Below are 23,994 nucleotides of genomic sequence, written 5' to 3'. Positions count from 1 at the left end.
CATGTTCTACGATGTCGATCTGCACAGCCGGCTGATGCTCGGCACGGCGCAATATCCGTCCCCCGCGGTCCTCGCCGCGGCGATAGAGGCCTCGGGCGCCGAGGTGATCACCGTCTCGCTGCGCCGCGAGGGCGCGGCGGGCCAGGCGTTTCGCGACCTCCTGCGCCAGAGCGGGCGGCGCATCCTGCCCAACACCGCCGGTTGCCACACCGCGCGCGAGGCGGTGACCACCGCGCAGATGGCGCGCGAGCTGTTCGGCACCCGCTGGATCAAGCTCGAGGTCATCGGCCATGCCGACACGCTGCAACCCGATCCCTTCGCGCTGCTCGAGGCGGCCCGCATCCTGTGCGCCGAGGGGTTCGAGGTCTTCCCCTACACCACCGAGGATCTGATCCTCGGCGAGCGGCTGATCGAGGCGGGCTGTCGCGTGCTGATGCCCTGGGGCGCGCCCATCGGCTCGGGTCAGGGGCTGCGCCACGAAGAGGCGCTGCGCAGCTATCGGGCGCATTTCGCGGGCGTTCCGGTGGTGATCGACGCCGGCATCGGCGCGCCGAGCCAGGCCGCCCGCGCGATGGAAATGGGCTTCGACGCGGTGTTGCTGAACACCGCCGTCGCACGCGCGACCGATCCCGTGGCCATGGCGCGCGCCTTCGGCACCGCCATCGCGGCCGGGCGGATGGCGTTCGAGGCCGGGCTGATGCCGCGCCGCGACATGGCCGTCGCCTCGACCCCGGCACTTGGTCTGGCCGATCTGGGCCCCGCGGATCTGGGGGAGGCGCTGGCATGATGGACCGCTTTTACCTGATCGTCGGCGATGTCAGCCGGATGGTTCCGCTGCTGCCTCTCGGGGTGAAGCTCGTTCAGCTGCGGCTGAAGGATCTGCCCGAGGCAGAGCTGCGCCGCCAGATCGCCGAGGCGAAGGCGCTGTGCGCCCGCTACGGCGCGCAGCTGGTGGTGAACGATCACTGGCAGATCGCCTGCGATCTCGGCTGCGATTTCGTCCATCTCGGGCAAGAGGACATGGACGCGGCCGATCTGCCCGCGCTCGCCCGCCGGGGCGTGCGTTACGGTCTTTCGACCCATGACGATGCGGAGCTGGAGCGTGCCCTTGCGGCCCGGCCCGCCTATGTCGCGCTCGGCCCGGTCTGGCCGACGCTGCTGAAGAAGATGAAATGGGCGCCGCAGGGGCTCGACAAGGTGCGGGACTGGAAGCGCCGCGCCGGGTCTGTGCCGCTCGTCGGCATCGGCGGTCTGACGCCCGCGCGCCTGCCCGCGCTGTTCGCCGCCGGTGCCGACAGTGCGGCCGTCGTCACCGACATCCAGCAGGCCGCCGACCCGGTGGCGCGCTGCCGCGAATGGATCGCCGCGACCCGCCCCGCACAGGTGCGCCCATGACCCGTTATGACCGCCAGACCGTCCTGCCCGAGGTCGGCGCCGAAGGGCAGCGCCGACTGGCGGCGGCGCGGGTGCTGGTCGTCGGGGCGGGGGGGCTCGGCTCCACCGTGCTGCCGCTGCTGGCGGGCGCGGGCGTCGGGCATCTGCGCATCGTCGATCACGACCGTGTCGAGGAGCACAACCTCCACCGCCAGACGCTGTACGAGATGGCCGACATCGGCCGCCCGAAAGCCGAGGTCGCGGCCGAAGCGCTCCGCCGCCGCAACCCCGAGATCGCGGTTTCGGCGTTGATCGCGCGGCTCGATCCGGTTCTCGCGCGGGCCGAGGTCGCCGCGGCCGATCTGGTGATCGACGCCGCCGACAGTTTCGCGGTCAGCTACGCGCTTTCGGATGTCTGCGAGGCGCAGGGCAAGCCCCTGATAACGGCCTCGGTTTCCGGCCGGCAGGGCTATGCGGGCGGGTTCTGCGCCGGGGCGCCGGGGCTGCGCGCGCTGTTTCCCGATCTGCCGATGCAGGCCCCCGATTGCGCCGGTGGCGGCGTGATGGGGCCGGCGGTCGCGATGCTCGGCGCGGTTCAGGCGCAGATGGCGCTTTCGGTGCTGCTCGGTCTCCGGCCCTCGGCGCTTGGCCAGATGCTGCGGCTCGATCTGGCAAGCTGGCATGCCTCGGGCTTCCGGTTCGACACCGCCCCCGCGCCCGAAGATCCCGGCCCCGAGGTTCTGGCGCTGTCCGAGATCGCGGCGGACGATCTGGTCGTCGACCTGCGTCACGACACCGCGGCCCCCGATCCCGCGCCCGCGCAGCGGGTGGTGTTCCTGTGCCGCACCGGGCTGCGCGCGTGGCGCGCGGCGCGCGCGCTGCAAGCGGCCGGGCACGCCCGCGTCGCCATCGTCGGGGACGGGGAATGAAGACGGTTCTGTTCGTCGGCGGGCTCGATTCCTCGGGCGGGGCGGGGCTGCTGCGCGATTGCGCCGCGGCGGCGGAATTCGGTGTGCGCACCAAGATCGCGGCGACGGCGGTGACCGCGCAGACCGACGGCGCGCTGAGTGCGCTTTACCCGGTGCCCGGTCCCGTCGTCGCGCGCCAGATCGAGGCTGCGGGCGCGGTCGATGCGGTCAAGGTCGGGATGCTGTCGATGGCGGGTGTGGTCTCGGCGCTCGACGGGGCGCTGAGCCGATATGCCGGGCCGGTGGTGCTCGATCCGGTGCTCGCCGCGTCTTCGGGGGCGTCGCTGCTGACCCTCGGCGGTATCGCGTTGCTGGTCGAGCGGGTGTTGCCGCGCGTCACCTTGCTGACCCCGAACCGGCCCGAGCTTGCGGTTCTGGCCTCGGCGCTTGGCGTTTCAGGCGCGGCGGAGGCCGAGATCGTCGCCGCGATCATGGCGCGCGGCACGGCGGCGGTTCTGGTGAAGGGCGGTCACGACAGCACGCCCGCACGCTGCGAGGACCGGCTGTATCTGCGTGCCTCCGCCGATCCCCTGCGCTTCGAAGGCCCGCGCCATCCGCTGTCGCTGCGCGGCACCGGCTGTCATCTGGCCTCGGCCATCGCCTCGGCGCTGGCCCTCGGGGCGGATCTGCCGGAGGCGGTGCGGCAGGGGCGGGCGAGCCTTGAGCGGCGGTTCCGCACCGAGATGGCCTCGCGGGCGGCCTGAGCGCCGCCCGCCGCCGGTGTCACTCGATCCGGCACAGCGCCGCGCCGAAGCCCACGGTGCTGCCCGCGCTCGCGACATGGCTCAGCCGGCCGGCGCGATGCGCCTCGATCGAGGTTTCCATCTTCATCGCCTCGATCACCGCGACGACATCGCCCGCGGCGACCTCGGCCCCGTCGGCGATCTTCCACAGCGTCAGCGTGCCCGCGACCGGGGCTGTCAGCGTCTCGGCCCCGGCGGGGGCCTGCGCGGCGACCTCGGCCGCGACCTGACCGGCCGGCGCCATGGCGAGAACGCCCGCGGGCAGGCCCAGCTCGTGGCGCTTGCCGTCGATCTCCACCGCGAAACGCAGCATCGGCGCGGCATCAGTGGGCGCCACGCGCTCATGTGCGGTGACCGAGGCCGCCAGCGTCTCGGCGAAATCGGTCTCGATCCAGCGGGTGTGAACGCGGAAATCGCCCTCGGGCGCGCGGAAATCGTCGGATGCCAGCACCGCACGGTCGAAGGGCAGGACGGAAGCCACGCCCTCGATGCGGAACTCGGCCAGCGCGCGGGCGGCGCGCTCCAGCGCCTCGGCCCGTGTCGCGCCGGTCACGATCAGTTTCGCCATCAGCGAATCGAAGCTCGCCGGCACGGTCGAACCCTGCCGCACGCCGCTGTCCACCCGAACGCCCGGACCCGAGGGGGCATCCCAGGCCTCGATCGGGCCCGGCGTCGGCAGGAAGCCGCGCGCCGGATCCTCGGCGTTGATGCGGAATTCTATCGCATGGCCGCGCGGCGCGGGCACGGAATCGTCGCTCAGCCGCGCGCCCTCGGCCACGCGGATCATCGCGCGCACGAGGTCGATGCCGGTGGTTTCCTCGGTCACGGGATGTTCGACCTGAAGCCGGGTGTTGACTTCGAGGAACGAGATCGTGCCGTTCGAGGACAGCAGATATTCGACCGTGCCCGCGCCCGAATAGCCGGCCGCGGCGCAGATCGCGCGTGCCGAATCCTGAATGCGGTGGCGCTGCTCGTCGGTCATGAAGGGGGCCGGCGCCTCCTCGACCAGCTTCTGGTTGCGGCGCTGCAACGAACAGTCGCGCGTGCCGATCACCTTCACCGTGCCGTGCCGGTCGGCGAGGATCTGCGCCTCGATATGGCGCGGCCGGTCGAGGAACTGCTCGATGAAGCATTCGCCGCGGCCGAAGGCGGCCTCGGCCTCGCGGGTGGCGGCGGCGAAGAGCTCCTCGACCTCATCGAGTTTCCACGCGACGCGCATGCCGCGCCCGCCGCCGCCGAAGGCCGCCTTGATAACGATGGGCAGGGGATGGCGGCGGGCGAAGGCCAGCGCCTCGGCGGCGGTCGCGACCGGGCCGGGGGTGCCCGCGACGAGCGGCGCGCCCACCGATTGCGCGATGCGCCGCGCCTCGATCTTGTCGCCGAGCGCCTCGATCACCTTCGGATCGGGGCCGACCCAGATCAGCCCGGCGTCGATCACGGCCTGCGCGAAATCGGCGCGTTCGGAGAGGAAGCCATAGCCCGGATGGACGGCATCGGCGCCCGCGGTCCGCGCGATTTCGACGATCTTCGCGCCGTTCAGATAGCTTTCGGCCGGCCGTTCGCCGCCAAGCGCGAAGGCCTGATCGGCCATGCGCACGAACAGCGCGTCGCGGTCGCTGTCGGCATAGACGGCGACGGTCTCGATCCCCTCGTCGCGGCACGCCCGGATCACCCGCACGGCGATCTCGCCGCGGTTGGCGATCAGGAGGCGGCGGATCGGGGTCAGGTCGGAGGGCTGGAACAGGGTCATTTGCGGGCCTCGGGAAGGATGGGGGTAAAGGCTTCGCCTGCGACGAAGCGGATGCGGGCGCCGGGCGGGATCTGCCCGGCGAGGCCGAGCGCCTCGGGGCGCAGCGTGGCGATGACCGGATAGCCGCCGGTCAGCGGGTGGTCGGCCAGAAACAGCACCGGCTGGCCGGCGTGGGGGATCTGGATCGCGCCGGTCTCGGTGCCCTCGGAGGGGAGTTCGCGCGCGTCCGGGCGGGTCAGCGCCTCGCCCTCCAGACGAATGCCGACGCGCGAACTGGCGGGGGTGACCAGCCAGTCCTGGGCGAGGAAATGCGCGATCTCGGCTTCGGTGAACCAGTCGGCGCGCGGGCCGAGGGTGACGGGGAGCGCCACGACCGCCCCCGCGCCGGGCAGCGCCGGGCCGGGTTCGGGCTCGCTGACGGCGGAGGCCGGACGATGGGCGAGGGCGAGGCGCGCCCCCGCCGTCACCGCAGCCGGGCCGACGCCCGCGAGCGTATCGGTGGACGCAGACCCCAGCACCGGCGCCACGGCATAACCGCCGCGCAGGGCCAGATAGCTGCGCATCCCGGCCTCGGGCGGGGCAATGCCGATCTCATCGCCCGGATCGAGGGCGAAGGGCGTGCCCTCGGCCAGCGTGCGACCGTCGAGCGTGATCCGCCCGGCGCCGGTGAGGGCGAGAACCATCGCCTCCCCGGCGCGCAGCCGCACCGGGCCTAGGGTGATTTCAAGCGCCGCCTCGCCCGGCCGGTTGCCGACCGCGCGGTTCGCCCGGTGCAGCGCTTCGAGGTCGAGCGCGCCAGAGCCCGAGACCCCCTGTCCGGTATGGCCCTTGCGGCCCTCGTCCTGAAACAGCATCGGGAAGGGCGCGGCGAGGACGCTCAGCCCGCCTTCGGTCAGGGGGGCGGTGACGGGCGCGGGGATCGCGGCGGAGGGGTGGACCTCGGCGGTGCGGGCGACGAAGCGGCAGCGCACGCCCGGGCGCAGGATCGCCGCCGGATCGCGGCTCAGATCCCACATCGGCACCTCGGTGCGCCCGATCAGCTGCCAGCCGCCGGGCGAATCCTTCGGGTAGATGCCGCAAAACCGCCCGGCGAGCGCGATGGAACCGGCGGGCAGGCGCGTGCGCGGCATCTGCCGGCGCGGCAGATCGAAACGCGCATCGTCGCAGGTCATATAGGCGAACCCGGGGGCGAAGCCGCAAAACGCCACCTGCCAGGTGGTGGCCTGATGGGCGGCGATGACCTCGGCCACGCTCAGCCCCATGTGGCGCGCGACATCGGCGAGGTCTTCGCCGTCGTAAAGCGCCGGAAGCTCCACCGTCTCGGTCGAGCGCGCGGCGGGTTTCGTGCCGGGGGCGGGGGCGCGGGCCATGACCTCGGCGGCGAGTGCGGCGTCTGCCGCGATGCCGGCTTCGGTGCGCAGCATCAGCGTGCGGGCGGCGGGCACGATCTCAGCCACGCCCGGAACCGGGCTCGCCTGAAGCGCGTCGAAGAGCGCGAGCGCCGCTTCGAGATCGTCGAGTTCGACCAGCAGCGCGCGCGGGCCGACGGGAAGGAAACGCATCGCCATCGCCTCAGACCTGCCAGTGGGTGTCGGGGATGTCGGTGACGAACATGTAGCCCGGCGCATGGGTGATCGCGAAGGGCGGTTTCGAGGCCATCACCGCCGCCTGAGGGGTGACGCCGCAGGCCCAGAACACCGGGATCTCGCCCGCGCGGATCTCGACCGGATCGCCGAAATCGGGGCGGGAGAGGTCGGCGATGCCAAGCGCCTCGGGCGCGCCGATATGGACGGGGGCGCCATGCACCGCGGGCGTGCGGCCCGAGATCATCGCGGCCTCGGCGACCCGGTCGGCCGGGATCGGCCGCATCGAGACGACCATCTGCCCGTGCAGCCGCCCGGCCGGACGGCAGGCGCGGTTGGTCAGATACATCGGCACGTTGCAGCCTTGCTCGATATGGCGCACGGAGATGCCGGCCTGCTGGAGCGGCGTTTCGAAGGTGAAGGAACAGCCGATCAGGAAGGTGACGAGGTCGGGAAGCTCCGCCCAATGGGCGGTGGCGTCGGTGGTCTCTTCGCTGAGCACGCCGTCGCGCCAGATCCGATAGGCCGGGATGTCGGTGCGCAGATCGGCGCCCTCGGCCAGCGCGGTCACATGGCTGCCCGGATCGGTCACGTCGAGGACCGGGCAGGGCTTCGGGTTGCGCTGCGCGTAAAGCAGGAAATCCCACGCCCAGTCCTTCGGCAGCGAGATCATGTTGCACTGGGTGAAGCCGGGCGCGACGCCGGCGGTGGGGGCCGACAGCCCCTGACGATAGGCGAGCCGCGCGGCGCGCGCGGTGGCAAGATCGGGCAGCAGGGTCATGCGCGGCGCTCCGTGAAGGACAGGATCTCGACGCCGTTCTCGACCAGGATGTCGCGGATGCCGCTCGCCATCGCCACGGCGCCGGCGCTGTCGCCATGCACGCAGATGCTGTCGGCGTGGAGCTTCAGGCTCGATCCGTCGATGGCCTCGATGGTGCCTTCGGTCGCCAGACGCAGCATCCGGCGCGCGACGGCCTCGGGGTCGTGCAGCACCGCACCCGGCTCGCGGCGCGAGACCAGCGTGCCCTGAGGGGTATAGGCGCGGTCGCCGAAGGCCTCGGCCACGGTGGCGAGGCCGGCCTCGGATGCCTGCGTCAGGATCGGCGCCCCGGCGAGGCCCATCAGGATCAGGGCGGGGTCGATCTCGCGGATCGCTTCGATCACCGCGGCGCCCTGACGGGCATCGGAGGCGATGGTGTTATACAGCGCGCCATGCGGTTTGACATAGCTGACGCGGGTGCCGGCGGCGCGGCACAGGCCCTGCAACGCGCCGATCTGATAGATCACGTCGGCGGTCAGCTCGGCCGCGGTGACGTCCATCGGCCGGCGGCCGAAACCGACGCGGTCGGGATAGGAGACATGCGCGCCGATGGCGACGCCGCGCGCGGCCGCCTCGCGCAGGGTGGCGAGGATGGATTTCGGATCGCCCGCATGGAAGCCGCAGGCGACATTCGCAGAGCTGACGATGCCCAGCATCGCTTCGTCGTCGCCCATGGTCCAGGCGCCGTAACCTTCGCCAAGGTCGCTGTTGAGGTCAATTCTCGCGGTCATCGTGCTCTCCTGCGCAGAGATGTGGAAAAGGGCGGGCCCGAAGGCCCGGCCCGGGATCGTTGCAGGGGCTTCAGAGCCCGATGAAGGCGAAGATCGTGCCGACCGACTTGTAGCCCATATACCAGGTCAGTGCACAGACCAGCGCGCTGAGCGCCAGCAGCCCGCGGTTGAACCGGTGCCCGCCCATCAGATCCGAGCGCGCGAAGCCGACATAGGTGAAGATCGTCAGACCGATCGGCAGGATCAGCCCGTTGAAGCCGCCGACGAACACCAGAATCGCCGCCGGCGCCGCGCCCATCGTCAGATAAACCGCGAGCGAGAGCGCGATGAACACCACGGTGGCGATGTTGCGGGTGCGCTCGGTCATCTTGCCGAAGACGTTGAGGAAGCTGACCGAGGTATAGGCCGCACCCACCACCGAGGTGATCGCCGCCGCCCACAGGATCACGCCGAAGATCCGCAGACCCCAGTCGCCGAGCACCGCCGCGAAGGCCTGCGCGGCCGGGTTGGCGGCCTTGCCCGAGAGATCGAGCGTCACGCCCGAGGCGACGACGCCGAGGATCGCGAGGAACAGCACGAAGCGCATCACGCCGGTGACCGCGATGCCGGTCAGCGCGGCGCGGGTGACCTCGGGCAGGATCTTCTCGCCGACGAGGCCCTTGTCGAGCAGCCGGTGCGCGCCCGAATAGGTGATGTAGCCGCCCACGGTGCCGCCGACGATGGTGGTGATGGTGGCGAAATCGACATTGCCCGGCATCACGGCCTGACGCAGTGCCTCGCCGACCGGCGGGTGCGAGACGAAGGCGACGATCAGTGTCATCGCGATCATCAGGATCCCGAGCCCGATCAGCGCGCGGTCGAGCAAAAGCCCCGCCCGGCGCGACAGGAACACCCCGATGGCCAGCAGCGCCGAGATTGCGCCGCCGATCTTCGGATCGAGGCCGAACATCGCGTTCATGCCCAGCCCGGCACCGGCGATGTTGCCGATGTTGAAGGCAAGCCCGCCCGCGACGATCATCACCGCGAGCAGATAGCCCGCGCCCGGGATCGCGGCATTCGCGGTCTCCGACGCGTTCTTGCCGGTCAGCGCGGTGATGCGCCAGATGTTCAGCTGCACCACGAAGTCGATGATGATCGAGGCGAGGATGGCGAAGGCGAAAGCCGAGCCGAGCTTCGCGGTGAAGGTCGCGGTCTGGGTGATGAAGCCCGGCCCGATGGCCGAGGTCGCCATCAGGAAGATCGCCGCGAGGAAGCCGCCCCGGAGGGCGGATTGCGCGGCGGTGGGGGACGATGCGCTCTCGGCCATCGGTCGTTCTCCTGTCGTGAAAGGGGGCGGGCGGCGCCCGCGGATTGTGGTGACAGCGCTAGCGATCCCGCAGTGAGATTACAATTCTAAGTGTATTGTTGAACAATTATGACAGTATCATCCATATATTTGCCAAAGCGCAAGGCGTCTGTCACGGGCCAAGCCCAAAATATCGGCAGTTTTGAAACAGGCCGACGGGATCGCAGGAGGGGATTCGTCCGGGGACGAGGGGGAATTCGGCCGACCGCATCTTGCTGCCGGGGGCGGGCTCGGTCATGATCGCGCGAGACCCGAGGAGCCTGTCTTGTCCGCCGAAACCGACCTTTCTCCCATCCTGCCGTCCGGTCTGGTCCCCAGCCTGGCAGAGCAGACCGCCGCACGGCTGCGCGAAAGCATCCTGAGCGGCGAGATCGGCCCCGGCGAACGGTTGTCCGAGGCGCGTCTGGCGGCGACGCTCGCGGTGTCGCGCAACACGCTGCGCGAGGTGTTCCGCCTGCTCACCCGCGAGGGGCTGTTGCATCACGAGCCGAACCGCGGCGTTTTCGTCGCGACGCCCTCGATGGCCTCGATCCTCGACATCTTTCGGGTCCGGCGGATGATCGAGGTGCCGGCGCTGGCTCAGGCCTGGCCGCGCCATGAGGGGATCGCGCGGATGCGCACGGCGGTCGAGCGCGCCGAGGCGCTGGCCGGGGTCGCCGACTGGCGTGCCGTCGGCACCGAAAACATCGCCTTTCACAACGCCATCGTCGCGCTGACCGACAGCCCGCGCCTGATCGCCTTCCACCGTCAGATCGCGGTCGAGCTGCGGCTGACCTTCGGCCTTCTCGACAGCCCCGAGATGCTGCACGCCCCCTATATCGCGCTCAACCGCGAGATCGTGGACCGTGCGGGGGCGGGCGACACGGCGGGGGCGGCGGTGCTTCTGGGCCATTATCTCGACCAGTCGGAGCGCACGATCATGGCCGCCTTCGCCCGCCTTGCCTGAGCGGCCCGGCCGGGTTCGACGTTCCGTTTTCCCCCACGTCCCGAGCGAATTCTTCCGGGCTCGCACCTCAGGGGTGCGTCTTGCGTGACAGCGCGGTTTCACAGCTGAAATGTGCGAAATCCCGCCACCATGGCGGAGCTTTTGGCGCTTCAGTGCCGGTCCGGGACGTTTCACACGCGGCCGGCCGGCCCTTCCGGGGTTTACCTGCCGGAATAATTTTCCTATCAACCGTCCGTGATGCCCCGTGATCGGGGCGTGTTATCCCGACCACAGGAGGTTCGAATGAAACTGCTTTCTCTCAGGACGCTTGCCGGGGCGGTTCTCGCCGTCGGCATGATGGCGCAGGGCGCGCTTGCGCAGGAAATGCACTTCTTCCGGATCGGCACCGGCGGCACGGCCGGCACCTATTACCCGATCGGCGGTCTGATCGCGAATGCGATCTCGAACCCGCCGGGCTCGCGTCCCTGCGATCAGGGCGGTTCGTGCGGCGTCCCGGGCCTGATCGCGACCGCGGTCGCCTCGAACGGGTCGGTGGGTAACGTCAACGCCATCGCCGGCGGCTCGCTCGAAGCCGGGTTCAGCCAGTCCGACGTTGCCTACTGGGCGCAGACCGGCACCGGCCTGTGGGACGGCAAGACCCCGGTCGAGAAGCTGCGCCTGATCGCCAACCTCTACCCCGAGAGCATCCATCTGATCGCCCGCAAGGACGCCGGGATCAAGACTGTCGCCGATCTGAAGGGCAAGAAGGTCTCGCTCGACGAGCCGGGCTCGGGCACGCTGGTCGACGCGAAGATCATCCTCTCGGCCTTCGGTCTGAGCGAAAAGGACGTGAAGCCCGAATATCTGAAGCCCGATCAGGCCGCCGACCGGATGCGCGATGGCGCGATGGACGCGTTCTTCTTCGTCGGCGGCTACCCGGCCGGCGCGATCGCCGAACTCGCCAGCCAGCATGACGTGACCATCGTCCCGATCGCCGGGCCGGAGATCGACAAGCTGCGCAAGGATTACAGCTTCTTCGCAGACGACATGATCCCGGCCGGCACCTACAAGGGCCAGACCGCCGACGTGCCGACGATTTCGGTGGGTGCGCAGCTGGTGACCTCGGCCGATCAGCCCGACGAACTCGTCTATGAGATCGTCAAGGCGCTGTTCAACCCGAACACCCAGAAGCTGCTGGCCGCCGGCCACGTCAAGGGCAAGATGATCACCCTCGACAACGCGGTGAAGGGGGCGGGCATCCCGTTCCACGCCGGCGCCGAGAAGTTCTACAAAGAAGCCGGCAAGCTGCAGTAATCCGGCCGAGCTATCGCGACGGGGGCGGTTCCATACGGGAACCCGCCCCCGTTTTCCGTTTCCGCATCTTCCGCACCGTTGCGAGGGCCCATGACAGAAACCACACCCCGCCATCTCAGCGACGCCGACCTGAAGGCGCTCGAAGAGGAATTCGACCCCGAAGCCCGGTTCCGCACCGTGACCCGCCCGGTGGCGATCCTGTCGGGCACGATCCTGTTCCTGCTGTCGTGCTATCATTTCTACACCGCCGGCTTCGGCATCCCGCGCGCGACGACGCATCGCGGGCTGCACATGGGCGTGTCGCTGTTCCTGATCTATCTCAGCTTCTCGGCCTTCGCCTCGGGGCGGGACAAGACGCCGCGCTTCGCGATCCTCGGGCTGCCGGTGCTGGACTGGGTGCTCGGCATCGCCGCCGCGGTCAGCAGCTTCTACGTCCCCTGGATCTATGACCAGCTCGCCTTCCGCGTCGGCAACCCGCTGCCCATCGATGTCATCATGGGCACCGTGCTGCTGATCACGCTGCTGGAGGCGGTGCGCCGCTCGATGGGCTGGCCGCTGCCGGTGATCGCGCTGCTGTTCATCGCTTACGCCTATTTCGGCAAGAGTATGCCGGGCATCTTCGTGCATCCCGGCGCCGACTGGCCGACGATCATCAACCACCTGTATCTGACGTCCCAGGGCATCTACGGCACCGCACTCGGGGTGATCGCGACCTATGTGTTCCACTTCGTGCTGTTCGGCGTGATGGCGCAGCGCATCGGGCTCGGCCAGCTGTTCATCGACCTCGCGACCGCGCTGACCGGGCGCTTCGCCGGCGGCCCGGCAAAGGTGTCGGTGGTGTCCTCGGCACTGCTCGGCTCGATCTCGGGCTCGTCCATCGCGAATACGGTGACGACGGGCGCACTGACCATCCCGGCGATGATCAAGATCGGCTTTCGCAAGCATTTCGCCGCCGCGGTCGAGGCCGCTTCCTCGACCGGCGGGCAGATCACGCCGCCGGTGATGGGCGCGGTCGCCTTCCTGATGGTCGAATACCTCAGCCTGCCGCTGCGCACGATCCTGATCGCCGCCATCGTCCCGGCCTTCATGCACTTCTTCGGCGTTCTGGTGCAGGTCCATCTCGAGGCGAAGCGCCTCGGCATCCGCGGCCTGCGCCAGGAAGAGCTGCCGAAGGCCCTCAAGGTGCTGCGCGAGGGGTGGCTGTCGACGATCCCGCTGATCCTGCTCGTGTGGATGCTGATGTCGGGGCGCACGCCGTTCCTGTCGGCGTTCTGGGCGATCGCGTCCTGCATCGCGGTCTACGTGATCCAGCGGGTGATGGCCTCGGGGCTGAAGGACGGTCTGATCGAGACCGCCCGCGGCGTGTTCGACGGCTTCGTCACGGGCGCGCGCCAGTCGCTGTCGGTGACGGCGGCGGCGGCGCTGGTGGGCGTGGTCATCGGTGTGGTCACGCTGACCGGCGTCGGCTTCAAGGTGGCGTTCATGGTCACCTCGATGGCGCAGCAATGGGCGGCCTCGGTCTATCAGGCGCTCAGCTTCCTGCCGTTCGAGTTGTTCTCGATGCACACGCTGGCGCTGCTGTTCACGCTTCTGCTGACGGCCATCGTCTGCGTGCTGATGGGCTGCGGCATCCCGACGACGGCGAATTACATCATCATGGTGGCGGTCGCGGCGCCGGTTCTGGGCATGATGCAGGTGCAGCCGCTGGTGGCGCATTTCTTCGTGTTCTACTACGGCGTCCTCGCCGATGTGACACCGCCCGTCGCGCTCGCGGCCTATGCGGCCTCGGGCATCGCCGGGGCGAACGCGTTCAAGGCCGGCAACACCGCCTTCCGCCTGTCGATGGGCAAGGCGCTGGTGCCGTTCATGTTCGTGTTCTCGCCCTCGCTTCTCTTGGTGACGGACGGCTTCACCATCCAGTCCTTCGCGCTCGCCTTCACCGGGGCGGTGTTCGGCATCGTCTCGCTCTCGGCGGCGATCACCAACTGGCTGCGCGGCCCCCTGTGGGTGATCGAGCGCATCGCGCTCGTCTTCGCGGCCTTCCTGATGATCGCGCCCGAGCTTTACTCGACGCTGATCGGTCTCGCGATCCTCGCGGCGATCGCGCTGCGCCAGACGCTCGCGGGTAGTGGCAACAGCCCGGCCGCCCCCGCCGCCGCCTGACACGCGGCAAGGGCAAAGAAACCGCAACGCCCCCCGGTTCCGCACCGGGGGGCGTTTCTCGTTCCGGGCGCCGCCCTTTTCTCATTCATCTTTCCGAAAATATCCCGGGGGAGTCCGGCCAGCGGCCGGACGGGGGCAGAGCCCCCTCGACCTCAGTCCCGGGTGCCCTCAGCCCTCGGCGATCTCGCGCTCCGGTTCCCCGGCCATATGCTCCTCGAAGGCGCGCAGGCGCTTGTAGATCGACAGCAGTTCCACGATCGTGGGCCAGGACGTCACCAGATACTGGAACGATCCCCGCACCTGATCGAACACGTTCAGCACCTGGTTCATCAGACCGAGCGTAACCTTCCCCGCCACGATCGACGGAATCAGGATCAGCGTGCCGTAAACATTGTCCGCCTGCAGATACAGCACCCGCGCGACGTTGAAATACAGGTAATGGAAATACAGCCGGAAGTAACTTTTCCGGACATTGGCGAACAGTTCGGCCACGGTCGGCGGCAGGGCGCGTCCGGGGTCGTCCTCGCCATAGACCAGTTCCTTGCGATAGGCGGCCTCGACCTTCTGGTTGTTGAATTCGAGCCCCGGCAGCCGGATCCCCACCAGCGCCAGCAGCCCCGTGCCGAACACCGACCACACCACCGCCGCCCAGACCAGCGCATGGGGCACCTCGCCGATGATCGGCAGCGTGGTGATCACCTTCGAGAAGCTGAACAGCACCGGCAGGAAGGCGATCAGCGTCATGACCGCGCTGACCAGCTGGATGCCCAGCCCCTCGACCGTCGAGGCAAAGCGCATCGTGTCTTCCTGAATGCGCTGCGAGGCGCCCTCGACATGGCGCAGGACCGGCCAGCGGGCCATGAAATATTCGTTCATCGCGGTGCGCCAGCGGAAGATGTAATGGCTGACGAAGAACTGGTTCAGCACGCTCAGCGCCACGGCGAAGAAGGCGATGGCGACAAAGGTGCCGATGCCTTCGTAAAGCGCGCGGGCGGGCACCGCGCCGGCCTCGGTCATCGCCTTCTGGATCAGGTCGTAATAAGGGCCATACCAGGCGTTGATCGCCACGCTGATCTCGACCGATATATAGGTGGTGAAGATGATCAGCGCTGTCCCGAGGATCGACCACGCCTGCCAGCGATGCGGGCTGACGATGGCCCAGAAGGCGAAGAACAGCCCCGTCGCCGTCAGGTAATAGGCGTCGAACCACAGGAAATCCGGCGTCCAGAACCGCGATATGCCGACCACCTCGTCGGCGCCGATGCTGCTGTCGAGGCCGAACCGCGCCGGCAGCCCGCGCATGAGCCCATACCAAAGCCCGATCGACACGGCGATCCACAGCGCCGCGCTCAGCGCGAAGAGGCCGGGGCGGGGAAAGAACGATCTGAACATCTGGGCACCTGTCTCGCAATCCGGTCAGGCCGGGTCCGGGCGAAGCTACGTCACGGCGCGGGCGGCCTCAATCGCGGCCGGGGGGCGATGAAGCGCTCGTGATGGGGCGTGTGTGCAGTTTCGCCTTGGCAAACGTTATACAATAACATAACAGACATCCCCACGCGCCGGCCCCGGGGGACGGTGCAACCGAAAGGGGAACCGGATGCAACGGATGAACACGGCGAGGGTCAGCGCGGCGTCGGGGGGCGATCCGCTGCTCGCGGGGGTGGGGGGGCGGCTCGCTCTGGCGGCGGTGCTGGCCGGGCTGCTGTGGGCGGGGCTGTGGGGCCTCGGGCAGGGCGCGGCGGGCTCCGCTCCCGCCGCGACGGAGATCGCACGATGATCGCCTTCGACGACCTCACCCTCGCCTATGACCGCGAGCCGGCGGTGCATCACCTCACCGGCCGGATCGACCGCGGATCGCTGATCGCGCTGGTCGGGCCGAACGGGGCGGGCAAGACGACGCTCATTCGCGCCATCGCCGGCGAGCCCATCGCCAGCGCCGAGGGCGGTCTCCGCGTCGACACCCGCCGCATCGGCTGGCTGCCGCAGCAGGCCGAGATCGACCGCGCCTTCCCGATCGACGTGACGGGCTTCGTGGCGATGGGACTGTGGGCGAAGATCGGCGCTTTCGGCGCGCTCGGCCGCAAGGGCCGCGCCCAGGTCGCCGAGGCGCTCGCCGCCGTCGGTCTGCCGGGCTTCGGCGCGCGGCCGCTGAGCGCGCTTTCGGGCGGGCAGATGCAGCGCGTTCTGTTCGCCCGGCTGATGCTGCAAGACGCCGAACTGTGCCTTCTGGACGAGCCTTTCGCCGCCGTCGACGCCCGCACCACCGAGGAGCTGACCGCGCTTTTGCTGCGCTGGCAGGCCGAGGGGCGCACCGTCGTCGCGGTGATGCACGACCTTGACCTCGTGCGCCGCACCTTCCCCGAGGCGCTGCTGATCGCGCGCGAGAAGATCGCCCAAGGTCCGGCCCGCGAGGTGCTGAGCGAGGCGAACCTCGCCCGCGCGCGCCTCGTTCTGGCCTCCGACACCGCGCGGCGGAGGGATGCGGCATGAGCCTGTTGTCCAGCTTCTTCGATTACGCCTTCATGCAGCGCGCGGCGCTTGGCTGCGCGGCGATCTCGGTCAGCGCGGCGCCGGTCGGCTGCTTCCTGACGCTGCGCCGGATGAGCCTGATGGGCGATGCGATGTCGCACGCGATCCTTCCCGGCGTCGCGGTGGGGTTCCTGGTCTCGGGGCTGTCGCTCGGGGCGATGACGGTCGGCGGCATCGTCGCGGGCGTGATCGTCGCGATGCTGACGGGCGCCGTCACCCGGCTGACCGGGCAGCGCGAGGACGCCTCGCTCGCCGCCTTCTACCTGATCTCGCTGGCGCTCGGGGTGCTGCTGGTTTCGCTGAGGGGATCGAGCGTCGATCTGATGCATATCCTGTTCGGCTCGGTGCTCGCGCTCGACGACGGGGCGCTGAGGCTGCTGTGCGCGACGGCGACGGTGACGTTGCTGGTGCTCGCGCTGATCTGGCGGCCGCTGGTCCTCGAATGCGTCGATCCGGGGTTTCTGCGCCTCGTCAGCCGCTGGAGCGGGCCGGTGCATTTCGTCTTCCTCGGCCTCGTGGTGGTGAACCTCGTCGCGGGGTTCCAGGCGCTCGGCACGCTGATGTCGGTGGGGATGATGATCCTGCCCGGCCTCGCCGCCCGGTTCTGGAGCCATCGCCTCGGCACGATGACGGTGCTCGCGGTGCTGATCGGGCTCGCCTCCTCGGCCGCGGGGCTCCTCGGCTCGTTCCACTGGGGATTGCCATCGGGGCCGGCGATCACCCTCTCGGCCGGGGCGATCTACCTGATTTCGCTGATCTTCGGACGCGCGGGCGGCATCGTGCCGCGGCTGCGTCCGGGTAAACATTTCCACAACTGAAAGGATACTCCCATGCAGACACGTCGTTCCCTGATCGGTTCGATCCTCGGTTCCGCCGCGCTGACGCTGGTGCTGGCCGGGGGCGCGCTGGCGGCCGAGCCGGTGAAGGTGGTCGCGACCTTCTCGGTCATCGGCGATCTGGTGCATCAGGTGGGGGGCGATCATGTCACCGTCACCACGCTGGTGCCGGTCGATGGCGATGCCCATGTCTATCAGCCGACGCCCGAGGACGCGAAGGCGCTGGCGGCGGCGAAGCTCGTCTTCGTCAACGGGCTGCACATGGAGGGCTGGATGGATCGTCTGGTCTCGGCCTCGGGCACGAAGGCCTCGGTGGTGACGGTTTCGCAAGGCGTCAAGCCGCTCGAATTCACCCGCGAGGAGGCCGAGGAAGCCGGGGAGAACAACGGTCACCACCATCACATCGAGGACCCCCACGCCTGGCAGAGCGTGCCGAACGCCGAAATCTACGTCGCCAACATCGCCGCCGCGCTGGAAAAGGCCGATCCGGCGAATGCCGGGGCCTACAAGGCCAATGCCGCCGCCTATGAGGCGAAGCTCAAGGCGCTCGACGCCCATATCCGCGAGGTCGTGGCGACGATCCCCGAGGCCAACCGCACCGTCATCACCTCGCATGATGCCTTCGGCTATTTCGGCCATGCCTACGGGCTGACCTTCGAGGCGCCCGAAGGCCTGTCGACCGACTCCGAGGCCTCGGCCCAGGATGTGGCGAAGCTGATCGACCAGATCCGCACCGAGAAAACTCCGGCGATTTTCATGGAGAACATCACCGACCCGCGCCTGATCGAGCAGATCGCGCGCGAGACCGGCACGAAGATCGGCGGCACGGTCTATTCCGATGCGCTTTCGCCCGCCGACGGCCCGGCGCCGACCTATCTCGACATGATGAACAACAACATCTCGATGTTCGCAGCCGCACTGAAGTGACCCAAAAGCGCATTCTTTTCATGTGAATGCACCCACGGGGGGCGGCCTGCGCCCCCCGATCCGCGCGGAATACGGTAGAATATTATTCTCTTTCGCGATGATAATTCGCCTTTTCCCTTTCATTGAGGCGGCCCGTCCTCCCGGACTAGGTTGGGGCCTCACAGAAGGGACGTTCCGATGTCGATGACCATCGCCCATATGAGCCGGCGCTTCGGCGCAACGGAGGTGCTGCGCGGCATCGACCTGACGGTCGCGCGCGGCGAGCTGGTGGCGCTTCTGGGCCCGTCGGGATCGGGCAAGACGACGCTGCTGAAGATCATCGCCGGGCTCGACTGGCCCGATGCCGGCACCCTTGAGGTGAATGGCGAGGACTGGCTGCCGAAGCGTGCGCAAGAGCGCCGGATCGGCTTCGTGTTCCAGCACTACGCGCTGTTCGCGCATATGACGGTGGCCGAGAATATCGCCTTCGGGCTGACGGTGCTGCCGCGCGCGACCCGCCCCTCGCCGCGCCAGATCGCCGACAAGGTTCAGGAACTGCTCGGCTTTCTGCAGATCCCGCAGCTTGCCGGGCGCTATCCGGCAGAGCTGTCGGGCGGTCAGCGCCAGCGCGTCGCGCTTGGCCGGGCGATGGCGATCTCGCCGCAACTGTTGCTGCTCGACGAACCGTTCGGCGCGCTCGATGCGCAGGTGCGGCGCGATCTGCGGCGCTGGCTGCGCGAGGTGCTGGTGCAGGCCGGAACGACCACCGTCTTCGTGACCCACGATCAGGAAGAGGCCTTCGAACTCGCTGACCGCGTGGTGGTGATGGGCGCCGGCCGGATCGAGCAGACCGGCTCTCCCGAGGAGATCCACGACCATCCCGCCTCGCCCTTCGTGGCGCGGTTCCTGGGCATGACGGTCGAGCTGCCGGTGACGCTTCGTGCCGGGCGGGCCGAGGCACCGGGGATCGACGCCTCGGCGCTGGCGCGGGTGGCGATGGCCGACGGTGCCGCGACGTTGTTCCTGCGCCCGTCCGACATCACCCCCGTGCCCGACCCGGAGGGGCGCTTCACGATCCGCACGATCGCCTCGACCGGGGCGATGCTGCGGCTGCTGCTGACCGACGGCGCCGGCGGGACCGAGGTCGAGATCGAGATCCCCCGCCGCCTCGCCCCCGCGGGGCTGGCCGAGGGCGGGCATGTGCGCCTGCGCCCCGAGGCCGGGCGGCTGTTCGCCCGCACCGAACCGCTTTCCCAATCCGCTGCCGGAGCCTTTGCCACGGCACATGACCCCGATGCCGGTCGCCAGACCGCTCTCAGCAAGGAATTCACCAGATGAAACACCGTATCGTTGCCGCCGCGCTGGCCCTCGGGCTGGCCTTCCCGGCCATGGCCTCGGCACAGGACAAGATCCTCAACGTCTCCTATGACATCTCGCGCGAGCTGTTCCAGCAGATCAACCCCGCCTTCGCGAAGGCGTGGAAGGAGCAGACCGGCCGCGACGTGAGCGTCGATCAGTCTCATGCCGGTTCGTCGAAGCAGGCGCGCGCCATCCTCGAAGGGCTGCCGGCCGATGTGGTGACCTTCAATCAGGTGACCGACATCGACGTTCTGGCGAATGGCGGTCTGGTCGACAAGACCTGGCGCGAGGCCTTCCCGAACAACGCCTCGCCTTACTATTCGCTGCCGTCCTTCCTGGTGCGCAAGGGCAATCCCAAGGCGATCAAGGATTGGGACGATCTGGTGCGCGCCGATGTGAAGGTGATCTTCCCGAACCCCAAGACCTCGGGGAACGCGCGCTATACCTATCTCGCCGCCTATGCCTATGCGCTGGAAAAATACGGCCATGACGACGCGAAGGCGCAGGACTTCGTGAAGAAGCTGTTCGCCAACGTTCCGGTGTTCGAGACCGGCGGGCGCGCCGCGACCACCACTTTCGCCGAGAAGGACATCGGCGACGTGCTGGTGACCTTCGAGGCGGAGACCGGCGGTATCTCGGCGCTTTATGCCGACAAGGGGTTCGAGCGCGTCACCCCCTCGATCAGCGTTCTGGCGGAATTCCCGGTGGCGGTGGTCAGCGAGAACGCGAAGAAGGCGAAAAGCGAAGAGGTCTCGAAAGCCTATCTGAACTTCCTTTACGCCCCCGAAGGTCAGCGCATCCTGGCGCGGAACTATTACCGGGTGAACGATCCGGCGGTGAAGGCCGAGTTCGCCGACCGTTTCCCCGAGGTGAAGCTGGTCACCGTCGAGGACGAGTTCGGCGGCTGGGACAAGCTCAACAAGACCCATTTCGCCGAGGGCGGGATCCTCGACAAGCTGTTCGCGAACCAGTGAACATGACGGCGATGGCACGGGCATGAGCAGCCTTGCGAACATTGACGCGGGCGCATCGGCACGGCCGGTGCGTCACAAGCGCGTGCTGCCCGGCTTCGGGCTGACGATGGGCGTCACGCTCAGCTATGTGTGCGTGATCGTGCTGTTGCCGGTGATCGCGCTGGTGCTGAAGGGGGCCGAGATCGGCCCGGAACGGTTCTGGGCCATCGTCACCGCGCCGCGCACCTTCGCCGCGCTGCGCCTGACGCTGAGCGCCGCGGCGATGGCGACGGTGTTCAACGCGCTTTACGGGCTGTTGATGGCCTGGGTTCTGGTGCGCTGCGAATTCCCCGGCAAGCGGATCGTCGATGCGCTGATGGACATTCCCTTCGCGCTGCCCACCGCGGTCGCGGGTCTTGCGCTTTCGGCGCTGTTCGCGGGCAATGGCTGGTATGGGGCGATCCTCGAACCGATGGGGATCAAGGTCGTCTATACGATCTGGGGCGTTGCGCTGGCGATGTCGTTCACCTCGATCCCGTTCGTCGTGCGCACGGTGCAGCCGGTGCTCGAGGATCTCGATCCGCAATACGAGCAGGCGGCGGCGACGCTCGGGGCCTCGTCCTTCACGATCTTCCGCAAGGTGGTGTTCCCGGCGATCCTGCCGGCCTTTATGACCGGGGTCACGCTCAGCTTCGCGCGCTCGCTCGGGGAATTCGGGGCCGTGGTCTTCATCGCCGGCAACCTGCCGATGCAGACCGAGATCGCCTCGCTCCTCGCGGTGATCCGGCTGGAGGAATACGATTACAACGGCGCCTCGGCGATCGCGCTGGTGCTGCTGGCGATCGCGCTGGTGCTGCTCGGGGTGTCGAACCTGCTGCAGGCGCGGGCGCTGCGCTACAAGGGGGCGACGGCATGAGCACGACCGGGACATCCGCGCCGGGGGCGCTGGCACCGCGGCCGCGCCGGGGGGTGGAACGCGCGCTGATCGGCCTTGCGCTGGTGCTGACGGCGGGCTTTGTGCTGGTGCCGCTGCTGTATATCTTCGCGCGGGCCTTCGGGGCGGGGTGGGGGGCGTTCGCGCACAACGTCCTCGATCCCGGGACGCTGCACGCCATCGGGCTGACAGCGCTGGTCGCGGTGATCGTCGTGCCGGTCAACATGGCCTTCGGCATCGCCGCCGCCTGGGCCATCGCGCGGTTCCGCTTTCCGGGACGCAAGGCGCTGCTGACGCTGATCGAGATCCCGTTCTCGATTTCGCCGATCATCGCGGGCATCTGCTATCTGCTGCTTTACGGCCGCAACGGGCTGGTCGGGCCCTGGCTCATGGCGCTCGACCTCAAGGTGCTGTTCGCGCTGCCGGGGATCGTGCTGGTGACGCTGTTCGTGACCGCGCCTTTCGTGATGCGCGAGGTGCTGCCGCTGATGCAGGCGCAGGGATCGGAGCAGGAAGAGGCGGCGGTGACGCTCGGGGCTTCGGGCTGGCAGATATTCCGGCGGGTGACGCTGCCGAACATCCGGTGGGCGCTGCTTTACGGCGCGGTGCTGTGCGGCGCGCGCGCGGTCGGAGAGTTCGGCGCCGTCTCGGTGGTGTCGGGGATGATCCGCGGCCAGACCATGACATTGCCGCTGCAGATCGAGCTTCTGTTCAACGATCTGAACATCGTCGGCGCCTTCGCGGCGGCGGCTGTGCTGACGCTTCTGGCGCTGGTGGTGCTGGTGCTGAAGGCCGCGATGGAGGCGCGCCGGCGCTGAGCGTGCCGCGCCCGGCTCAGTCCGCGTCGCTGTCCAGCCGGCCGAGGATGCGCAGCGCGTTCGCCTCGATCAGTGCCGCGAGGTGGCGCAGCGTCGCCGCGTCTGCGCCGGGGCTCGCTTCCAGCCGGCGCAGGGTTGCCGGCCCGTTCGCGACGATGCGGTCCACCATCGCCGCCACCCGCAACCGCATCTGGCGCGGGTTCAGCCCGGCTTCGGCGGCGATCGCATCCCAGTGCCGGCCCGCGATATCGCCGGGCTTGCGCTTCCGGCCGGCGATGTTCTGGGCGAAATACTGGTTCACCCAGGGCCAGGCCAGCACCGTCGAGACATCGTAAAGCGGCGCCATCCGAACCGCATCGCCCGGCCCCAGAAGCAGCGAGTAATTCTTCGCATGGGCATCGGTATTCGCGACGAGAATGTTGAAGATCAGCTGGTCGATCAGACGCGCCCGCGCGCCCGCGGGCAGGGTCGCGGGGCTGTCGAAGCGCGCCTGCCAGCCCGCTCCGCCCACCCCCAGCAGATCGGCGACCGAGGGGCCGGGCAGCGTGCCACGCTGATACTTGCGCCCCGGCAGCACCCCGAGCGCCTGCGCCAGATCCTCCTGATGACGGCGCAGGATCTGCCCGTCGCGGCCCGGCGCACGGTCGTATCGCGCGACGATCAGCGCGCTGCGGTTGCCCGCCGTCACGATATCGGCCTGCGCCGCCTCGATGCCGATGGCATGGGCGAGGGCCAGACAATAGGCCTCGTTCTCGACGATGCCGGGCAGATGCGGGTTGTCGGGCTTCACGATCACCGTCGAGGGCGCGCCGTTGCGCGGGATCGCCAGCCGGTCGCCCGCCCCCGGCAGGCCGAGCTTCGGCCCGCCATCCGGGCCCAGCACCGCCAGCGCCGATTTCCGTTGCCCGCCGGCCAGCGACAGCCGCACCCCGTCCTCGCCGATCAGGAAGGGGCGCTCGGCCAGATCGTCGAAATGCCGTGCCAGCGCCGCGGCCGGATCGGGGCGGGCGTAATGATCGCTCAGGGCCGTCCAGCGCCAGGCGGCGCGCTCGGACGGGGCGTCGAAGGACAGCGCGCCCGCGGTATCGCCACCGATCTCGCGCAGGATCGCCAGACTGTCGGCCCGCGCCAGACCCAGCCGCCCGGCGAGCGTGCCGAGCTGCGCCTCCTCGGGCAACAGGTTGGCGATCCACGGTGCGATCCGCGCGTCCGGATGGCTGTCGCGCCCGAGCGGCAGCGTCAGCGAGACGGCAAACGCCCCCCCGGCACCTTGCCAGCGCGGATCGTAGCGAAACGTCAGCCGCCCGTCCGGCGCGACCGCGATCGTGCCCAGTTCGAACCGGTCGTAGAAGACGGCGACCCCGGTCACAGCGCATCGCCCAGATCGTAGCCCGCTTCGGGGGCCGGGGCGGGCGGCTGCGGGCCGGCCAGCGCCTCGGCCCTCAGCCCGAGGGCGTCGAACACCCGCTGATAGGATGACAACCGGGTATCGCGCCGGCCGTTTTCCAGATCCGACAACGTGGCGACCGCGACCCCGCTGAGCAGCGACAGATCGGCCAGCCGCAGCGCCTGACGGTGCCGCTCGGCGCGGATGATCTGGCCGAGGCGGGCGGCCAGCGTCTCGCTGGCCGAGGCGGTTGAGGGCAGAGGCGTTTCTGACATATTGGAAATATGGCAGTCGCGGGGCGGCGAAGTCAAGGAATTTCCAATATGTTGGAAACCATCGCCCGGGGCTGCCCTTGTCGTTTTTGCGCAAGACAGGTGGCGCGATTGCGGCTTAGACCACGGTCGCGGGACGCCGGCACCAGGCCGCGTCCGCAGACAGGCGTGGGCAGGTGTCGGGAGGACATCGGAAATGACAGGCGGATTGGCAAGGCGCAGCGCGACAGCCGTGGGCGGACGGTTTCTGGCAGGAGCGGCGCTTGCCGCGGCGCTCGCCGCTT

Annotated in this window: 23 protein-coding genes; 15 read left to right on the top strand and 8 right to left on the bottom strand. The window is 69.1% G+C overall.

Features of this window, described 5'->3' with window-relative positions:
* The first annotated feature begins 1 nt into the window (after window position 1).
* From CG50_RS10615 to CG50_RS10600, 4 genes are read left to right on the top strand one after another with little or no spacing between them, the layout of a single operon-like run.
* Window positions 2-787 (top strand): thiazole synthase, encoded by a 786-nt coding sequence (locus CG50_RS10615; RefSeq protein ID WP_036638036.1) that lies wholly within the window; start codon window positions 2-4, stop codon window positions 785-787.
* Window positions 787-1,395 (top strand): thiamine phosphate synthase, encoded by a 609-nt coding sequence (locus CG50_RS10610; protein ID WP_036638035.1) that lies wholly within the window; start codon window positions 787-789, stop codon window positions 1,393-1,395. Before CG50_RS10615 ends, CG50_RS10610 begins: the two co-directional genes overlap by 1 nt.
* Entirely contained in the window at window positions 1,392-2,303 is a 912-nt protein-coding gene (locus tag CG50_RS10605) for a HesA/MoeB/ThiF family protein (protein ID WP_036638034.1), read from the top strand. Before CG50_RS10610 ends, CG50_RS10605 begins: the two co-directional genes overlap by 4 nt.
* Window positions 2,300-3,046, top strand: a complete 747-nt coding sequence (locus CG50_RS10600; RefSeq protein ID WP_036638026.1) for a PfkB family carbohydrate kinase — start codon at window positions 2,300-2,302, stop codon at window positions 3,044-3,046. Before CG50_RS10605 ends, CG50_RS10600 begins: the two co-directional genes overlap by 4 nt.
* Before the next feature lie 19 nt (window positions 3,047-3,065).
* Here CG50_RS10600 and CG50_RS10595 read toward each other — a convergent pair whose 3' ends face one another.
* From CG50_RS10595 to CG50_RS10575, 5 genes are all read right to left on the bottom strand, one after another.
* On the bottom strand, window positions 3,066-4,835 hold the full coding sequence (locus tag CG50_RS10595) for an acetyl/propionyl/methylcrotonyl-CoA carboxylase subunit alpha (protein WP_081880385.1): 1,770 nt from the start codon (window positions 4,833-4,835) through the stop codon (window positions 3,066-3,068).
* Window positions 4,832-6,397: a 5-oxoprolinase subunit B/C family protein gene (locus CG50_RS10590; RefSeq protein WP_036638125.1), complete on the bottom strand. Its 1,566-nt coding sequence runs from the start codon at window positions 6,395-6,397 to the stop codon at window positions 4,832-4,834. The genes CG50_RS10595 and CG50_RS10590 overlap by 4 nt, the downstream gene beginning before the upstream one ends.
* Before the next feature lie 10 nt (window positions 6,398-6,407).
* A complete protein-coding gene (locus CG50_RS10585) occupies window positions 6,408-7,199 on the bottom strand; it encodes a putative hydro-lyase (RefSeq protein WP_036638023.1) in 792 nt (263 codons plus the stop codon).
* On the bottom strand, window positions 7,196-7,969 hold the full coding sequence (locus tag CG50_RS10580) for a LamB/YcsF family protein (protein ID WP_036638020.1): 774 nt from the start codon (window positions 7,967-7,969) through the stop codon (window positions 7,196-7,198). Before CG50_RS10580 ends, CG50_RS10585 begins: the two co-directional genes overlap by 4 nt.
* Window positions 7,970-8,039: 70 nt before the next feature.
* On the bottom strand, window positions 8,040-9,275 hold the full coding sequence (locus tag CG50_RS10575; protein ID WP_036638010.1) for an NRAMP family divalent metal transporter: 1,236 nt from the start codon (window positions 9,273-9,275) through the stop codon (window positions 8,040-8,042).
* 304 nt (window positions 9,276-9,579) lie between these two features.
* Here CG50_RS10575 and CG50_RS10570 point away from each other — a divergent pair, with 304 nt between their 5' ends.
* The 3 genes from CG50_RS10570 (at window position 9,580) to CG50_RS10560 (ending at window position 13,716) form a co-directional block, all read left to right on the top strand.
* A complete protein-coding gene (locus CG50_RS10570; protein ID WP_036638007.1) occupies window positions 9,580-10,260 on the top strand; it encodes a GntR family transcriptional regulator in 681 nt (226 codons plus the stop codon).
* 282 nt (window positions 10,261-10,542) lie between these two features.
* Window positions 10,543-11,553, top strand: a complete 1,011-nt coding sequence (locus CG50_RS10565; RefSeq protein WP_036638005.1) for a TAXI family TRAP transporter solute-binding subunit — start codon at window positions 10,543-10,545, stop codon at window positions 11,551-11,553.
* 90 nt (window positions 11,554-11,643) lie between these two features.
* On the top strand, window positions 11,644-13,716 hold the full coding sequence (locus CG50_RS10560; protein WP_036638003.1) for a TRAP transporter permease: 2,073 nt from the start codon (window positions 11,644-11,646) through the stop codon (window positions 13,714-13,716).
* A gap of 168 nt (window positions 13,717-13,884) precedes the next feature.
* On the opposite strand, the gene sbmA is transcribed toward CG50_RS10560, so the two are convergent.
* On the bottom strand, window positions 13,885-15,108 hold the full coding sequence (sbmA, locus tag CG50_RS10555) for a peptide antibiotic transporter SbmA (protein ID WP_036638001.1): 1,224 nt from the start codon (window positions 15,106-15,108) through the stop codon (window positions 13,885-13,887).
* 205 nt (window positions 15,109-15,313) lie between these two features.
* Here sbmA and CG50_RS16845 point away from each other — a divergent pair, with 205 nt between their 5' ends.
* The 8 genes from CG50_RS16845 (at window position 15,314) to cysW (ending at window position 22,051) form a co-directional block, all read left to right on the top strand.
* Window positions 15,314-15,493, top strand: a complete 180-nt coding sequence (locus CG50_RS16845) for a hypothetical protein (RefSeq protein ID WP_036637999.1) — start codon at window positions 15,314-15,316, stop codon at window positions 15,491-15,493.
* Entirely contained in the window at window positions 15,490-16,206 is a 717-nt protein-coding gene (locus CG50_RS10545) for a metal ABC transporter ATP-binding protein (RefSeq protein WP_036637997.1), read from the top strand. Before CG50_RS16845 ends, CG50_RS10545 begins: the two co-directional genes overlap by 4 nt.
* A complete protein-coding gene (locus CG50_RS10540; RefSeq protein ID WP_036637995.1) occupies window positions 16,203-17,063 on the top strand; it encodes a metal ABC transporter permease in 861 nt (286 codons plus the stop codon). Before CG50_RS10545 ends, CG50_RS10540 begins: the two co-directional genes overlap by 4 nt.
* Window positions 17,064-17,075: 12 nt before the next feature.
* Window positions 17,076-18,008 (top strand): metal ABC transporter substrate-binding protein, encoded by a 933-nt coding sequence (locus tag CG50_RS10535; RefSeq protein ID WP_036637993.1) that lies wholly within the window; start codon window positions 17,076-17,078, stop codon window positions 18,006-18,008.
* 177 nt (window positions 18,009-18,185) lie between these two features.
* Window positions 18,186-19,325 carry a sulfate/molybdate ABC transporter ATP-binding protein gene (locus tag CG50_RS10530; RefSeq protein ID WP_081880384.1) on the top strand — a complete coding sequence of 380 codons (1,140 nt, stop codon included), beginning with the start codon at window positions 18,186-18,188 and terminating at the stop codon, window positions 19,323-19,325.
* Window positions 19,322-20,320, top strand: a complete 999-nt coding sequence (locus CG50_RS10525; RefSeq protein ID WP_036637991.1) for a sulfate ABC transporter substrate-binding protein — start codon at window positions 19,322-19,324, stop codon at window positions 20,318-20,320. The genes CG50_RS10530 and CG50_RS10525 overlap by 4 nt, the downstream gene beginning before the upstream one ends.
* A 22-nt stretch (window positions 20,321-20,342) precedes the next feature.
* The gene (gene cysT, locus CG50_RS10520) at window positions 20,343-21,215 is read left to right on the top strand and encodes a sulfate ABC transporter permease subunit CysT (RefSeq protein ID WP_051909890.1); all 873 of its coding nucleotides are present in this window, start codon (window positions 20,343-20,345) and stop codon (window positions 21,213-21,215) included.
* Window positions 21,212-22,051 (top strand): sulfate ABC transporter permease subunit CysW, encoded by an 840-nt coding sequence (cysW, locus tag CG50_RS10515; RefSeq protein WP_036637988.1) that lies wholly within the window; start codon window positions 21,212-21,214, stop codon window positions 22,049-22,051. Before cysT ends, cysW begins: the two co-directional genes overlap by 4 nt.
* 16 nt (window positions 22,052-22,067) lie before the next feature.
* Here cysW and CG50_RS10510 read toward each other — a convergent pair whose 3' ends face one another.
* Both CG50_RS10510 and CG50_RS10505 read right to left on the bottom strand, forming a co-directional pair.
* Window positions 22,068-23,420 carry a type II toxin-antitoxin system HipA family toxin gene (locus CG50_RS10510; protein ID WP_036637986.1) on the bottom strand — a complete coding sequence of 451 codons (1,353 nt, stop codon included), beginning with the start codon at window positions 23,418-23,420 and terminating at the stop codon, window positions 22,068-22,070.
* Window positions 23,417-23,713, bottom strand: coding sequence for a helix-turn-helix domain-containing protein (locus CG50_RS10505; protein ID WP_036637984.1), 297 nt, complete (start codon window positions 23,711-23,713; stop codon window positions 23,417-23,419). Before CG50_RS10505 ends, CG50_RS10510 begins: the two co-directional genes overlap by 4 nt.
* Window positions 23,714-23,994 lie beyond the last annotated feature (281 nt).

It is taken from the genome of Paenirhodobacter enshiensis (genome assembly GCF_000740785.1).
Lineage (GTDB): Bacteria > Pseudomonadota > Alphaproteobacteria > Rhodobacterales > Rhodobacteraceae > Rhodobacter > Rhodobacter enshiensis.
Note: the sequence above shows the minus strand (reverse complement) of the source record. Positions and strands in the feature narration are given on the sequence as shown.

Coding starts and splice junctions, on each gene's coding strand:
- CG50_RS10615 (WP_036638036.1), top strand. CDS start 2: ATGTTCTACGATGTCGATCTGCACAGCCGGCTGATGCTCGGCACGGCG.
- CG50_RS10610 (WP_036638035.1), top strand. CDS start 787: ATGGACCGCTTTTACCTGATCGTCGGCGATGTCAGCCGGATGGTTCCG.
- CG50_RS10605 (WP_036638034.1), top strand. CDS start 1,392: ATGACCCGTTATGACCGCCAGACCGTCCTGCCCGAGGTCGGCGCCGAA.
- CG50_RS10600 (WP_036638026.1), top strand. CDS start 2,300: ATGAAGACGGTTCTGTTCGTCGGCGGGCTCGATTCCTCGGGCGGGGCG.
- CG50_RS10595 (WP_081880385.1), bottom strand. CDS start 4,835: ATGACCCTGTTCCAGCCCTCCGACCTGACCCCGATCCGCCGCCTCCTG.
- CG50_RS10590 (WP_036638125.1), bottom strand. CDS start 6,397: ATGCGTTTCCTTCCCGTCGGCCCGCGCGCGCTGCTGGTCGAACTCGAC.
- CG50_RS10585 (WP_036638023.1), bottom strand. CDS start 7,199: ATGACCCTGCTGCCCGATCTTGCCACCGCGCGCGCCGCGCGGCTCGCC.
- CG50_RS10580 (WP_036638020.1), bottom strand. CDS start 7,969: ATGACCGCGAGAATTGACCTCAACAGCGACCTTGGCGAAGGTTACGGC.
- CG50_RS10575 (WP_036638010.1), bottom strand. CDS start 9,275: ATGGCCGAGAGCGCATCGTCCCCCACCGCCGCGCAATCCGCCCTCCGG.
- CG50_RS10565 (WP_036638005.1), top strand. CDS start 10,543: ATGAAACTGCTTTCTCTCAGGACGCTTGCCGGGGCGGTTCTCGCCGTC.
- CG50_RS10560 (WP_036638003.1), top strand. CDS start 11,644: ATGACAGAAACCACACCCCGCCATCTCAGCGACGCCGACCTGAAGGCG.
- sbmA (WP_036638001.1), bottom strand. CDS start 15,108: ATGTTCAGATCGTTCTTTCCCCGCCCCGGCCTCTTCGCGCTGAGCGCG.
- CG50_RS16845 (WP_036637999.1), top strand. CDS start 15,314: ATGCAACGGATGAACACGGCGAGGGTCAGCGCGGCGTCGGGGGGCGAT.
- CG50_RS10545 (WP_036637997.1), top strand. CDS start 15,490: ATGATCGCCTTCGACGACCTCACCCTCGCCTATGACCGCGAGCCGGCG.
- CG50_RS10540 (WP_036637995.1), top strand. CDS start 16,203: ATGAGCCTGTTGTCCAGCTTCTTCGATTACGCCTTCATGCAGCGCGCG.
- CG50_RS10535 (WP_036637993.1), top strand. CDS start 17,076: ATGCAGACACGTCGTTCCCTGATCGGTTCGATCCTCGGTTCCGCCGCG.
- CG50_RS10530 (WP_081880384.1), top strand. CDS start 18,186: ATGTCGATGACCATCGCCCATATGAGCCGGCGCTTCGGCGCAACGGAG.
- CG50_RS10525 (WP_036637991.1), top strand. CDS start 19,322: ATGAAACACCGTATCGTTGCCGCCGCGCTGGCCCTCGGGCTGGCCTTC.
- cysT (WP_051909890.1), top strand. CDS start 20,343: ATGAGCAGCCTTGCGAACATTGACGCGGGCGCATCGGCACGGCCGGTG.
- cysW (WP_036637988.1), top strand. CDS start 21,212: ATGAGCACGACCGGGACATCCGCGCCGGGGGCGCTGGCACCGCGGCCG.
- CG50_RS10505 (WP_036637984.1), bottom strand. CDS start 23,713: ATGTCAGAAACGCCTCTGCCCTCAACCGCCTCGGCCAGCGAGACGCTG.